Below are 13422 nucleotides of genomic sequence, written 5' to 3'. Positions count from 1 at the left end.
GAGACGCAATGGATTCAGAGACAAAACGCCGGGGAGCGTCACTGTACGGATCTTCCGAGACGGCACCGGCCAGGGCGACCCAGGACCGCATCGACATCCCGGACTTCGCCCCCAGCCTCCTGCCGTCCGGCGACATCCGGCCGGACCGCTTCCTGGACCGCGAGATCAGCTGGCTCGACTTCAACGCCCGCGTCCTCGAACTCGCCGAGGACCCCGACCTCTTCCTCCTCGAGCGCGTCAGTTTCCTGTCCATCTTCGCGTCCAACCTGGACGAGTTCTTCATGGTGCGCGTCGCCGGCCTGAAACGCCGCATCGCCACAGGCCTGGCAGTCCCCTCCGCCGCCGGCCTGAGCCCCATCGAGCAGCTCGAGAAGATCATGCAGGACGGCTACCAGCTGCAGCAGCGCCACGCGGCCGTCTTCGCCGAGCACATCCGGCCGGCCCTCGCCCGGGAGCAGATCCACCTCACCACGTGGGAGGAGCTCGACGAGCCCGCCAGGGCCGAGCTCCATAAGATCTTCGCCGAGAAGGTCTTCCCGATCCTCACGCCCCTCGCCGTGGACCCCGCGCATCCCTTCCCCTACATCTCCGGGCTGTCCCTGAACCTCGCCGTCGTGGTGCGCAACCCGATCAGCGAGAAAGAGCTTTTCGCACGCGTCAAGGTGCCCGACCAGCTGCCGCGCCTGATGTCCGTCGACGGACCCCGCGCCGGCAACGTCGCCGGACGCGTCGCGCGCTTCATCCCGCTGGAGGAGGTCATCGCCGTCCACCTGGACCAGCTCTTCCCGGGCATGGAGGTCCTGGAACACCACCTGTTCCGCGTGACGCGCAACGAGGACCTCGAGGTCGAGGAGGACGACGCCGAGAACCTCCTGCAGGCGCTCGAGAAGGAGCTGCTGCGTCGCCGCTTCGGCCCGCCCGTGCGCCTCGAGGTGACCACGGACATCAACCCGAGCATCCGGGCGCTCCTGTCCCGCGAACTCGGCGTCGAGGAGGACGAGGTCTACAACCTGCCCGCGCCCCTGGACCTGCGCGGGCTCAGCGTCATCGCCGGGATCGACCGCGGCGAACTCCACTACCCCAAGCACGTCCCGCACACGAGCCGGTACCTCAACGAGAGCGAGACCTCCAAGGCGGCCAACGTGTTCGCGGCGATGCGCCGCCGGGACATCCTGCTGCACCACCCGTACGACTCGTTCTCGACGTCGGTCCAGGCCTTCCTGGAGCAGGCCGCCGCCGATCCGAAGGTGCAGGCCATCAAGCAGACCCTGTACCGGACGTCGGGCGACTCCCCCATCGTCGACGCCCTGATCGACGCCGCCGAGGCGGGCAAGCAGGTCCTCGCGCTCGTGGAGATCAAGGCCCGCTTCGACGAGCAGGCGAACATCTCCTGGGCCCGCAAGCTCGAGCAGGCCGGCGTGCACGTGGTCTACGGGATCGTGGGCCTCAAGACGCACTGCAAGCTCTCGCTCGTGGTGCGGCAGGAGATCGACGGGCTGCGGCGCTACTGCCACATCGGCACGGGCAACTACCACCCGCGCACGGCGCGGTACTACGAGGACCTCGGACTGCTCACGGCCAACGAGCAGGTGGGCCAGGACCTGTCGCGCCTGTTCAACCAGCTCTCCGGGTACGCACCGAAGTCCACCTTCAAGCGGCTCCTCGTCGCTCCGCGCTCCGTGCGCTCGGGCCTGATCGACCGTATCGAGCGTGAGATCGCCAACAAGCACGCGGGCCTCGCAGCACGCGTGGTCATTAAGGTCAACTCGATGGTCGACGAGGCGATCATCGACTCGCTGTACCGCGCATCCCAGGCGGGCGTCCAGGTCGACGTGATCGTCCGCGGCATCTGCTCGGTGCGGCCGGGTGTCCCGGGCCTCAGCGAGAACGTGACCGTCCGCTCCGTCCTCGGCCGTTTCCTGGAGCACTCCCGCGTGTTCGCCTTCGCGAACGGCGGCGAACCGGCGGTCTTCATCGGCTCGGCCGACATGATGCACCGCAACCTGGACCGCCGCGTCGAGGCCCTCGTGCAGCTCAGCTCGCCCGAGGACATCTCCTACCTGATGAACCTCATGGACCGCTACATGAACCCCGCGGTCTCCAGCTGGCACCTCGACGAGACCGGCTGCTGGACGCGCCACCACAAGGACGACGACGGCGCGCCGCTCGAGGACATCCAGTCCTGGCTGCTCGCCTCCCGGGCCCGCCAGCGTGCGGTGTCGCGCCGCTGATGGCCGCCCCCACGAAAGTCGCCCCCGCCGCCGCGGTGCAGGCAAGCGGTGCCGCCGTGGTCGCTGCCGGAACGCTCTGCTGGCGCCTCGGGAAAGGCGAACTCGAGCTCCTCATCATCCACCGTCCCCGGTACAAGGACTGGTCCTGGCCGAAGGGCAAGCTCGATCCGGGTGAGACGACGCCGGAGTGCGCCGTCCGTGAGACGTTCGAGGAGGTGGGGTTGAGCGTCACGCTGGGCATCCCGCTCGCCACAATCAACTACCCGGTGTCCTCCCGGGACAAGGTGGTGCACTACTGGGCGGCCCGGGCCGAACGGCTCGTCCCTGCCCCGGACGGCAAGGAAGTGGATCGGGCCGAGTGGGTGTCGCCGGAGAAGGCGCGCGAACTGCTGTCCAATCCGTCCGACATCGAACCCCTGGACGCCCTCGTCGAAGCGCACCGGGCGAAGGACCTGCAGACCTGGCCGCTGATCGTCGTCCGGCATGCGAAGGCGAAGCCCCGGTCCTCGTGGAGCAGGGCCGAGGGCGAGCGGCCGCTGGCCGCGACCGGCCGGCGCCAGGCCGTCGCGGTCAGCCGGCTGCTGCAGGCTTGGAGCCCCGAACGCGTGGTGAGCAGCCCCTGGGAGCGCTGCGTCCAGACGATTTCCCCCTACGTGCACCAGCGCAGCGCGAAGCTGAAGCTCGTGGACGCCCTCACCGAGCACGACGCCGCCCGTAAGCCGGGGCGTGCGCGGAACGCCGTCGAGCGGGTCTTCGACAAGCGCCGCCCGGTGGCCATCTGCACGCACCGCCCGGTGCTCCCGCTCGTGTTCTCGGTCCTCGGCAGCCACATGACGAGCAGGCTGCGGAAGCTCCTCCCCGCCGACGACCCCTATTTGGCGCCGGGCGAGGCCGTGATCTGCCAGGTCAGCAGCTTCAACGCCGGGTGCATCGTCTCCGTGGAGCAGTTCCGCGCCTACGACGACTGACCGGCGCCGGGCGGGCAGTGGCAGTCCGGGAGAGGCTCCGTGATCCCGACTGCCGACGTACCGCCGGAGTTCCCGCCCTCTTGACCTTGACGCTACGGCAAGGTCGAGACTGGTGGCATGACTCCTCTCGAATCTCCGGTTCCCGCACCCGGACCCGGCGTGGAAGCCCCCGGCGTCACCCGTGACATCTACGGGATGCCCATGTTCGCGACCTTGCTGGTTGCCGACATCGAGGCCACGGTCTCCTGGTACACCGAAGGCCTCGGTTTCATCGTGCTGTTCACTCTCCCGGGTCCCGGGGGAAGCACCGCGCTGGTGCACCTCCGCAGATGGCAGTTCCAGGACCTGCTCGTCCGGCCATCGGTCGGCCCCGCCACTCCGGGGTCCGGCCTGATACTGAGCTTCGCTGCCGTCTACGACGAGATCGGGCAGCTGGCCGGCCGGGCCCGCGCCCATGGTGCCGGCACGGTCGAGGGGCCCGTCGACTCACCGTGGAACACCCGCGATGTCACGGCGACCGACCCGGACGGGAATGTCGTCGTCTTCACCGCCGGACGTCCACCGGAGGCAACCGATGCCGCGTTCTCCGAACGAATGCGACAGTGGAGCACGGAGCAGGGACTGTCGAAGCCTGACCCGCCGTGGGGTGCCCGATGACCGCACCGGGCCTGCGACGATCCACCGCACCGACGGGCGAAGGAGGCAGCACCGTGGATTGGCCGATCCAGGAGATAGCGCGGCTCGCCAACACGACCAGCCGAACGTTGCGTCACTATGACCGGCTCGGACTGCTGAGGCCGAGCCGTATGGGTCCCAATGGCTACCGCTACTACGACCAGGAGGCCCTCGTTCGCCTGCAACGCATCCTCATGCTGAGGGAGCTCGGGCTCGGGCTCCCCGAGATCGCGCGGGTCCTGGATCATCAGGACCAGACGGTGCCGGCGCTCCGCTCCCACCTCACGTGGCTGGCACAGGAACAACAACGGATCGAACGACAAATACGATCGGTCCGGACCACCATCGCTGCACAGGAAGAGGGCAGGCAACTCATGCCGGAAGACATGTTCGACGGGTTCGACCACACGCTTTACAGGGACGAGGTCGAGGAACGATGGGGCAGCGAAGCCTATGCCTCGGGGGACCGATGGTGGCGGTCGAAGACGGACGCCGAGAAGAAGGCCTTCACGGAGCAGCACCGCCGCATCGCGCGGGACTATGCGGCGGCACGCGACGCGGGTCTTGCACCAGGCAGCGATGTGGTGCAGGCGATCGTGTCACGACACCTCGACTGGCTCAACCTGTCCGCTGCAGCGACCGGGAACCCGGTTTCGGCCGAACATTTCCCGAGCTACGGCGACATGTATGCCACCGATGAACGATTCGCCCGCAACTACGGCGGCATCCCCGGTGCGGAATTCGTACGGGACGCCATTCGGGCATTCGCAGGAATCGACCCCGCGTAGCAGGGACCTCGTGATCGAGGCCCTCGCCGTCGCGGAACTGACGTGCCCACGCCGGTGACACCACCTCCCGGAGTGCCGCTGCCGCTCGCCGTGGACCGCCGGCCGGTCATGGTTTCCCCGTAGACTGGCCGGGTGAGCACCCCCATCCCCACCCCTTATGAGGATCTGCTGCGCGATGTGATGGCGAACGGCGCAGCCAAGAGCGACAGGACGGGCACCGGAACACGGAGCGTCTTCGGCCGGCAGTTGCGGTTCGACCTCCGCGAGTCCTTCCCGCTCATCACCACCAAGCGCGTGCACTTCAAGTCCGTGGCCCTCGAACTGCTCTGGTTCCTCCGCGGTGACTCGAACGTCCGCTGGCTCCAGGAGCGCGGCGTGTCCATCTGGGACGAGTGGGCGGACGACGACGGCGAACTCGGCCCTGTCTACGGCGTCCAGTGGCGGTCGTGGCCGACGCCCGACGGCGGGCACATCGACCAGATCGCCCAGGTCGTCGAAGCGCTGAAGACGAATCCCGACTCGCGCAGGCACCTCGTCTCGGCCTGGAACGTGTCGGAGATCTCCAACATGGCGCTGCCTCCCTGCCACGTCTTCTTCCAGTTCTACGTGACTCCCGGCGTCGACGGCGGTCCGGGCAGTCTGTCCTGTCAGCTGTACCAGCGGTCTGCGGACACCTTCCTCGGCGTCCCCTTCAACATCGCCTCCTACGCACTGCTGACCCTCATGGTCGCGCAGCAGACCGGCCTGGAACCGGGCGAGTTCATCTGGACCGGCGGTGACGTCCACGTGTACGACAACCACGTGGAGCAGGTCACGGAACAACTGTCCCGCGAGCCGTACCCGTACCCGCGCGTCGAGCTGAAGCGGAAACCCGCCAGCATCTTCGACTACACCCTGGAGGATTTCGACGTGGTCGACTACCAGCACCACCCCACCATCAAGGCTCCGGTGGCGGTATGAGTGACGCCCCCGCCCACACCCTGAGCGTGCCCGACGCCGTCGGGTCACGCCCCGTGGTCGGCATGATCTGGGCCCAGACCGAGAACGGCGTGATCGGCAGGGACGGCGGGATCCCCTGGCACCTGCCGGAGGACATGGCACACTTCAGGGCCACGACGACGGGGCATCCCGTGATCATGGGCCGCCGCACCTGGGAGTCCTTCCCCGAGAAGTTCCGGCCCCTGCCGGACCGCACCAACATCGTCCTTTCCCGCTCCGGGTCCGGAGACCTGCCGGGGGCGATCGTCGTCGATTCGCTCGACGCCGCCTTCGAGGCCGCGCAGGCCAGCCCGGGAGCCGAGGAGATCTGGGTCATCGGCGGAGGCCGGGTGTACGCCGACGCCCTGCACCGCGCCAACGCCGCACTCGTCACCGTTGTCGAGTCCTCCGCGGAAGGCGACACCGTCGCTCCCGCCCTCGGAACCGACTGGGCGCTCGCCGCACTGACCCCGGAGTCCGGGTGGCTGGAATCGTCGAACGGGACCAGGTACCGGATCAGCCTCTGGGTGCGGCAGGGCTAGCCGGCTCGGGATCGCCGCCGACTGCTGGATCGAGGTGCCCGGCAGGCGTGAGGGAGGCCTCAGTCACAAAGGGGACCGGACGCTATCCTCGCCCCTAAACTGGAGGGCATGACTTCAGTACCCGAGAGTTCCGCCCTGCCGTCCGTCGGATTCGTGGGATGGCGCGGCATGGTGGGCTCGGTCCTCATGCAGCGACTCCAGGACGAGGGCGATTTCGCCCGCATCAACCCCGTGTTCTTCTCGACGTCCGCCGCCGGTGGCGCAGCTCCGTCGTTCGCCGAGGGCGCCGGGACGCTCCAGGACGCGTACGACGTCGAGACGCTCGCCAAGCTGCCGATCATCGTGACCGCGCAGGGCGGCGACTACACCTCCGAGGTCTACCCCAAGCTGCGCGACGCCGGCTGGTCGGGGCTGTGGCTCGACGCCGCATCCACCCTGCGCATGGAGCAGGACAGCATCATCGTGCTCGACCCGGTCAACCGGTCCGCCATCGATGCCGGCCTCGCCGGCGGCATCCGCGACTTCATCGGCGGCAACTGCACGGTCTCCTGCATGCTCATGGGCCTGGGCGGGCTCTTCCGCAACGGGCTCGTGGAGTGGGGCACGTCCATGACCTACCAGGCGGCCTCGGGTGGCGGTGCCCGCCACATGCGCGAACTCCTCACCCAGTTCGGCGCCCTCCACAGCACGGTGGCCATCAACCTGGACGACCCCGCGTCCGCGATCCTCGACATCGACCGTGCCATCCTCACGAAGCAGCGGCACCCGAGCCTCGAGGCGACCCAGTTCGGCGTCCCCCTCGCCGGGTCCGTCATCCCCTGGATCGACAGCGACCTCGGCAACGGCCAGTCGAAGGAGGAGTGGAAGGCCGGTGCGGAGACCAACAAGATCCTCGGCACCGACACCCGCATCCCCTTCGACGGCCTGTGCGTCCGCGTGGGCGCCATGAGGTCGCACTCCCAGGCCCTGACCCTCAAACTGACCCAGGACCTGCCGGTCAGTGAGATCGAGTCGATCATCGCCGCGGACAACGAGTGGGTGCGCGTCATCCCGAACACCAAGACGGACACCCTCGCAGGCCTGACGCCGATTGCAGCGACGGGCTCGCTGGAGATCCCCGTAGGGCGCGTCCGCAAGCTCGAGATGGGCCCGGACTACATCAGCGCCTTCACCGTGGGCGACCAGCTGTTGTGGGGCGCGGCCGAACCGCTCCGCCGGATGCTGATGATCGCCACCGGGAACCTCTAGGACTCCCCCCTTTTAGCGGGCGCAGAACCCGGCGCGGACACCTGGTAGATCAGGGCGGTGGCGACATCCCGGAGCCGAACGTTGCTGTCGTTCGACATCTGCTTGAGGCGCTGGAACGCCTCGTCGCTCCCGCACCGGTATCGCCCCATCAGGATGCCCTTCGCCTGGTCGATGACTCCACGGGACGTGAGCGCCTCCTGCAGCTGCTCCACCTCACGGCGGGCCGAGTGGTAGAGGCTGGAATGCGCCATGGCGGTCGCGGCATACTCCACGAAGCGGCGTGAGGTCTCGCTCGAGGTTCCCGGCGTCGGCTCCTGCAGGTAGCCGAGCACCTTGACGAGGTCCTCACGGTAGTCGGTCACGTCCTCCACCTGCTGGAGGATGGCGATCAGCTCCCCGTCGTCGTCGAACACGGGGATGTTGACCGGGCTCCAGTAGCGCTCCACGAAAGCGCCCGGCTGGTCGGGATCGGGGATGTCGTAGCGGTGGATGATCATGCTGTCGCGCTGCCTGGTCGAGATCACCCGTTCCAGGGACTGGCGCATGGCCCGGGCGGGGGCATCGTCGGACTGCAGGGGATTCTCGGGGAAGAGCTCGAACGCCTGGTGCCCGACGAGTTCGTCCCGCGCCATGCCCGTCGCCTCCGCGAACGCCGTGTTGACGTCCAGGATGACGAAGTCCGTGTCCATCAGCGAGTAGGCCAGCGTCGTCGCCTCGAAGGTACTCGCGCGGAGGGCATCGGCCGCACCGACGGGACGACGCTGCGCGACGTGCTGCTGCTCGGCCATTCCACTCCCCTGTTCCGCCATTGCAGTCCTCCTCGCCCGAGACGATCCACCACCGGGCCGGGCCGGAACGTGCGGTCGTACGAACATCCGATGCTATCCAGTATTCCGGACATTCCGCCGGTGCATCGCGCTGTTGTCGCGGAGCGGGAAAAGGTCGGTGCGCAGCGGCAGGATATGCGCATGGACCCCGTGAACGCAGACACCATCCTCAAGCGCTTCTTCGCGGGCAGCAGCCACGTGCGGCACCCGGAGAGCCTCCTGCGCTACGAGCGGGTACAGTGCCACCTCCGGGACTACCTCGAACATGGAGCCGTCACCCGTCTGGCGGCCGCCGAGCGCGAGTTGCTCGAGCTGGAGCGACAGTTCGGCACAGCCGCCCCGTACGTCCAGGTGATGGGTGCCCGGGAACTGCTCCATGCCCTGCCGGACTTCCTCGCGGCCCCCCAGCTACTGCCCGATTTCCACGATCGCCTCGCCCAGATCAGCGTGGCCTCCCGTCTGGCCCAGTGGCTGTGCTCGCGGCGGCTCGTGCAGCGCGAGGACAGCTGGGGCGATGTCGTCCTCACGCGCGCCGCCGCCGAGCAGGCGCGGCGCTCCCCCGCGCTCTAGGAGTACGGGCCGGGACGGCCCGGCCTGCGTGAGCGGGGCTGCTCAGAGCTTGCAGTTGATGAGCAGCGGCTCCGGTTCCAGTCGGATGCCGAAGGTGCGCTCGACCCCGTCCCGCACGAGCCCGGCGACAGCCAGGAGGTCCGATGCCGAGGCGCCTCCCCTGTTGGTGACGGCCAGTGTGTGCTTGGTGGACAGCGATGCCCGCCCTCCCGCCGCAGCGTGCCCGTCGTCGTCGGCGAGGCCGAAGCCCTTCGAGAACCCGGCGTGCTCGATCAGCCAGGCCGCGCTGAGCTTCACCTGGCCGTCGGCGCCGGACGGGTACCGGGGAGCCTCGTCCGGCAGGCGGTCCGCAGTCTCCTGGGCGACGATGGGATTGGTGAAGAACGATCCCGTGCTCCAGGTGTCGGGGTCGGGGGCATCGAGCACCATGCCCTTGCCGGCCCGCAGCTTCAGTACCTCGCGGCGCACGTCGTTCGCGTAGGCGCGGGCGCCCACCTCGATCCCCAGCGCGCGAGCGAGTTCCGCATAACGGACCGGCTTGCTCAGGCGACCCAGTCCCAGCTGGAACTCCACCGACAGCACCACGTAGCGGGGCGACCCGTCGACGGTGCTGCGCTTGAGGAGGGAGTCCCGGTAGCCGAACTTCAACTCGAAGTTGGTGAAGCTCCTGATGCTGTCCGTCTCGCGGTCGTACGTCCGGACGGTGGCGATCGTCTGGGACACGTCCGATCCGTACGCCCCGACGTTCTGGACGGGCGTCGCCCCGGTGGAGCCGGGGATGCCCGAGAGGGCTTCGAGCCCGGAGAACGCATGCATCACCGTGTACCGAACGAGCTCGTCCCAGTCCTGGCCTGCCTGCGCCTTGACCATGACGCCGCCGCACGTGGCGTCGTCATCGTTCACCGTGAAGCCCGTGGAGGTGATGTGGACGACCGTCCCGTCGAAACCGTCGTCACCGATGAGGAGGTTCGAGCCCCCGCTGATGATCAGGAGCGGCTCCCCCGCGGCATCGGCGGCGCGGACCGCCTCGACGATCTCGGATTCCGTCGACGCTGCCACGAGAGTGCGCGCAGGTCCTCCCACGCGGGCCGTGGTGAGGTCGGCGAGGCGCGTGCCCGTCACGGGGACGGTCATGGGAGTTTCACCACGGCCTGGGCCTTGACGAGGACCTTCTGTCCGGCGAACGTCACGGTGAGGTCGATGCGCGCCGTCGACCGTTCGGTGTCGATCGCACCGACGACGCCGGTCACCTCGACGACCGCCCCGGGCTCACCGGGCTGCGCCGTCGTGTCCTCGACGATCACCGGCTTGGTGAAGCGCGTCTGGTAGTCCACGACGGCGGCCGGGTCGCCGATCCAGTCGGTCACGAGCTGCACCGCCGCACCCATCGTGAACATGCCGTGCGCGATCACGCCGGGGAGCCCGACGCCCTCCGCGAAGGACTGGTTCCAGTGGATCGGGTTGAGGTCGCCCGAGGCACCGGCATACCGCACGAGGTCCTGCCGGGTGATGCCGATGGTGGTGGAGCCGATCTGCTGACCGACCTCGAGGGAAGCTGTTGACACTGCCATGGTTACTGGTCCTCTCCGCGCACGAGAAGGGATGACGTCGACGTGGCCGTCGGCTCGCCGTCGACGGTCGAGATCTCGGCGCGTGTGGTGATCATCGCTCCGCCGCCCATGGCGCGCACCTGGTCCACGTGCAGTTCGGCGACGAGTTCGTCCCCGGCGAGGATGGGGCGGTGGTGGACGAACCGCTGGTCGGCGTGGACCACGCGGGTGAAGTCGATGCCCGCGCTCGGATCACTGATGAGCTGGGCGTCGGCACGCTGGGCCACGATGATGGCGAAGGTGGGCGGGGCCACGAGGTCCCGGTAGCCGAGCGCCGCCGCGGCGTCGACGTCGTAGTGCGCCGGGTGGGTGGCCTTGACGGCCCGGGCGAAGTCGCGGATGGCCTCGCGTCCCACGGAGTAGGTGTCTCCCGCGGGGTAGCTGCGTCCCTGCAGGTCTGGGTCGATGGTCATGGATCCTCCGGTGGAAGCGGCGTCGGGCGGTGCTGGTAATCCTGGTGCGGAATCTGTGGGTCGGCGCCGATCGGCGCTCGGGTCAGCGCGTGTCCGGCCTGCGGCGTCGGGTGTCGCGCGCGCGGACGACCATGCCTGCGAGGTGGCACACCATGCCGACCACGATGATCGGGATGCCCGTGACGACGAGACCGGGCCGGTCCGTCGCGGCGCCGACCACGGCGATGAGGATGCCGATCGCCGTGGTCACCAGTGCCGAGACCACCAGCCGTCGGTACAGGTCCGAGCCGGTCTCCCAGGGCGTATTCAGCATGATCCGATTCTACTGCCGACGGTGGGGGTCATTGCTCAGAAGAGGGCTTCCTGCACGGCGGGTACCGGTGTGCTGAAGTCCCCGAGGCGCAGCCGCCTGCCCTTGAGCTGGGCGAGGTCCGCGACGAACACCAGGTCCGCGCCCTCGATCGAGACCAGGGCCGACGGGCCGATCAACTCCCGGATGATGAACCCGTGCTGCCCGCTCCCGAGGGGTTGCGGGTACGGCTGCAGTCCACTCAGGCCGAGGACTGCGGACCAGGACGGCGGCGGGTCGAACTCCTCGTGCACCACCTCGAAGCCATCGATGCCGATCCCGCCCTCGAGCAGCCCCCGGGCAGCCAGGGCGAAGCCGTCATTGATGGATTCGAGCCGCGCGAAGGGCAGCGGCGCGCACAGGGATGCCGCCTTGGCCCCGGACCTCACGGCCTGCTGCAGGCCCACCGTCCGGGTCACCTCGTCCTCGAGGATCCGGACGATCCGCCCGTCGGCCGCATGGGCGACGAACTGCGCGACGACGGCGCCCTGTTCCACGAGGCGCGCCCGCTTCCGGGGATCCGACGCCGTGCCGACCTTGCTGGAACCATCCGCGAACGTCGCGACATACAGCCAGTGCGGCTGGTCGAGGTATCGCTTGAGCCCGGCCGGAGCGATGCCGGAGCGGTGGATGTCGTGCATGAAACGGACGTCGTCCTGGGCGAAGCACCGGGTGCACTGGTAACCGCGTTCGGCCGGCGCCTGGTCCGCGCAGGGCACCCCGGTGCGGTCATCGCGTCCGTGGACGCGCTGGAACCCCAGGCAGAACCTGCCCTCCTCCGGAACCTCGAAGGCCAGCTTCCTCCCGGGGAGGTCGAGGTCCCATCGCCCGTCGTCGTGCGCTCCGTCGCCCGCCTGCGCCCCGGACGGTTCCTCGGACACCTTCTCCGGAGGCACCGAGTGCACCTTCTCCGGAGGCACCGGGTGCAGCGACAGGACGGGACCCGCGGCGTGCCAGCTGACGCCGCTGCAGAGGTAGATGGGGTTCATCCCTTCAGCCTAGACAGGCGGAGCGGCGGTGCGGTCTGCGGAAACCGGGCAGCTCAGGCGAGCACCTTGCTGAGGTCGTAGGCCGCGGGGATCTCGAGCTGCTCGAAGGTGCAGGAGCGGGCCTCGCGGTCGGGCCGCCACCGTTCGAACTGGACGGTGTGGCGGAAGCGGTCGCCCTCCATCTGGTCGTACCGCACCTCGACGACCCGGCGGGGCTCCAGCCGGATATAGGACACGTCCTTCGCGGAGGCGAAACGGCTGCGGTCGGTCGCGCCGAGTTGGACGCCGCCGCTGTCGTCGCGCATCACGTCGGGCTCCAGCTCGTCCACGAGCTCCAGGCGCCGCTTGTCGGAGAAGGCCGAGATGCCGCCCACGTTCCGCAGCTCGCCGCCGTCGTCGTACAGGCCGAGCAGCAGGGAGCCGACTCCCTGGCCGGACTTGTGCACCCGGTACCCGAGCACCACGACGTCGGCGCTGCGATGGTGCTTGACCTTGAGCATGAGCCGCTTGTTCGGCCCGTACGCCGCCGCGAGGGGCTTCGCCACGACGCCGTCCAGTCCGGCGCCCTCGAACTCCACGAGCCAGCGCCGGGCGAGCTCGACGTCGTGCGTGACCTGCGACAGGTGGACCGGCGCGGAGAAGGATTCCCCGATGCCTTCGAGCGCTGCCCGCCGCCGGCTGAAGGGCACGCCCGTCAGGTCGTTGTCGTCGACACCGAGGAGGTCGAAGGCGATGAACGACGACGGCGTCTGCCCCGCGAGGAGGCGTACCCGGCTCTCCGCCGGGTGGATGCGCTGGGACAGGGCCTCCCAGTCCAGCCTCTCCGCGCCGTGCTCACCCTGGCGCACCACGATCTCGCCGTCGACGACGCAACGTCCGGGGAGGTTCTCGAGCAGCGCGTCGACGAGCTCGGGGAAGTAGCGGGTGAGCATCTTCGAGCCGCGGCTCCCGATCTCGCAGGTGCCGTCCTCGATCCTCACGATCGCCCGGAAGCCGTCCCATTTCGGCTCGTAGAGCAGTCCGCCCGGAACGCCGTCCGGCTCGGGGACGGAGTCCACGGCCTTCGCGAGCATCGGCTGGACGGGAAACGGCAGGTTCGTCATCCCCTGACCCCACTGCCGCCGCGGTGCGCGCCTCCGACTTTCGTGCCTGGAACGTCGTCTCCGGACATGCTGCTCTCCCGTGGGTAGGGTGTGGCTGCCCGGTGCAATTGTGGGCATTACTAACAAATGAG

General features: G+C 68.9%; 15 protein-coding genes. 8 read left to right on the top strand and 7 right to left on the bottom strand.

Going from position 1 to position 13422, the window contains the following annotated elements; genetic code table 11:
* The first annotated feature begins 8 nt into the window (after positions 1-8).
* From P5G52_RS07380 to asd, 7 genes are all read left to right on the top strand, one after another.
* Entirely contained in the window at positions 9-2231 is a 2223-nt protein-coding gene (locus P5G52_RS07380) for an RNA degradosome polyphosphate kinase (RefSeq protein ID WP_301226088.1), read from the top strand.
* Positions 2231-3199, top strand: coding sequence for an NUDIX hydrolase (locus P5G52_RS07375; RefSeq protein ID WP_301226087.1), 969 nt, complete (start codon positions 2231-2233; stop codon positions 3197-3199). The genes P5G52_RS07380 and P5G52_RS07375 overlap by 1 nt, the downstream gene beginning before the upstream one ends.
* Positions 3200-3316: 117 nt before the next feature.
* On the top strand, positions 3317-3856 hold the full coding sequence (locus P5G52_RS07370; RefSeq protein WP_301226085.1) for a VOC family protein: 540 nt from the start codon (positions 3317-3319) through the stop codon (positions 3854-3856).
* Positions 3857-3909: 53 nt separating this feature from the next.
* Positions 3910-4662 (top strand): MerR family transcriptional regulator, encoded by a 753-nt coding sequence (locus P5G52_RS07365; RefSeq protein WP_301226083.1) that lies wholly within the window; start codon positions 3910-3912, stop codon positions 4660-4662.
* A gap of 180 nt (positions 4663-4842) precedes the next feature.
* Positions 4843-5622 carry a thymidylate synthase gene (locus tag P5G52_RS07360; RefSeq protein ID WP_301228705.1) on the top strand — a complete coding sequence of 260 codons (780 nt, stop codon included), beginning with the start codon at positions 4843-4845 and terminating at the stop codon, positions 5620-5622.
* Positions 5619-6182: a dihydrofolate reductase gene (locus tag P5G52_RS07355; protein ID WP_301226081.1), complete on the top strand. Its 564-nt coding sequence runs from the start codon at positions 5619-5621 to the stop codon at positions 6180-6182. The genes P5G52_RS07360 and P5G52_RS07355 overlap by 4 nt, the downstream gene beginning before the upstream one ends.
* Before the next feature lie 108 nt (positions 6183-6290).
* Positions 6291-7430, top strand: a complete 1140-nt coding sequence (asd, locus tag P5G52_RS07350; RefSeq protein ID WP_301226079.1) for an aspartate-semialdehyde dehydrogenase — start codon at positions 6291-6293, stop codon at positions 7428-7430.
* Here asd and P5G52_RS07345 read toward each other — a convergent pair.
* Positions 7427-8239: an ANTAR domain-containing protein gene (locus P5G52_RS07345; protein WP_301226078.1), complete on the bottom strand. Its 813-nt coding sequence runs from the start codon at positions 8237-8239 to the stop codon at positions 7427-7429. The genes asd and P5G52_RS07345 overlap by 4 nt on opposite strands.
* Before the next feature lie 159 nt (positions 8240-8398).
* Here P5G52_RS07345 and P5G52_RS07340 point away from each other — a divergent pair, with 159 nt between their 5' ends.
* Complete coding sequence (locus P5G52_RS07340) at positions 8399-8827, top strand: hypothetical protein (RefSeq protein ID WP_301226077.1); 429 nt, start codon at positions 8399-8401, stop codon at positions 8825-8827.
* Positions 8828-8869: 42 nt separating this feature from the next.
* Here P5G52_RS07340 and P5G52_RS07335 read toward each other — a convergent pair whose 3' ends face one another.
* The 6 genes from P5G52_RS07335 to P5G52_RS07310 form a co-directional block, all read right to left on the bottom strand.
* Positions 8870-9961 (bottom strand): UDP-N-acetylmuramate dehydrogenase, encoded by a 1092-nt coding sequence (locus tag P5G52_RS07335; RefSeq protein ID WP_435868654.1) that lies wholly within the window; start codon positions 9959-9961, stop codon positions 8870-8872.
* On the bottom strand, positions 9958-10398 hold the full coding sequence (locus P5G52_RS07330) for a MaoC family dehydratase (protein WP_301226075.1): 441 nt from the start codon (positions 10396-10398) through the stop codon (positions 9958-9960). The genes P5G52_RS07335 and P5G52_RS07330 overlap by 4 nt, the downstream gene beginning before the upstream one ends.
* A gap of 2 nt (positions 10399-10400) precedes the next feature.
* Positions 10401-10850: an FAS1-like dehydratase domain-containing protein gene (locus tag P5G52_RS07325; protein ID WP_301226073.1), complete on the bottom strand. Its 450-nt coding sequence runs from the start codon at positions 10848-10850 to the stop codon at positions 10401-10403.
* An 82-nt stretch (positions 10851-10932) separates the two neighbouring features.
* Positions 10933-11163, bottom strand: coding sequence for a hypothetical protein (locus P5G52_RS07320; RefSeq protein ID WP_301226071.1), 231 nt, complete (start codon positions 11161-11163; stop codon positions 10933-10935).
* A 35-nt stretch (positions 11164-11198) separates the two neighbouring features.
* The gene (locus P5G52_RS07315; protein ID WP_301226069.1) at positions 11199-12188 is read right to left on the bottom strand and encodes a DUF2797 domain-containing protein; all 990 of its coding nucleotides are present in this window, start codon (positions 12186-12188) and stop codon (positions 11199-11201) included.
* A gap of 53 nt (positions 12189-12241) precedes the next feature.
* The gene (locus P5G52_RS07310) at positions 12242-13291 is read right to left on the bottom strand and encodes an ATP-dependent DNA ligase (protein WP_301226067.1); all 1050 of its coding nucleotides are present in this window, start codon (positions 13289-13291) and stop codon (positions 12242-12244) included.
* Positions 13292-13422: the final 131 nt, after the last annotated feature.

The organism is Arthrobacter burdickii (assembly GCF_030433645.1).
Lineage (GTDB): Bacteria > Actinomycetota > Actinomycetes > Actinomycetales > Micrococcaceae > Arthrobacter_D > Arthrobacter_D burdickii.
This window is presented reverse-complemented; position numbering and strand designations above follow the sequence as displayed.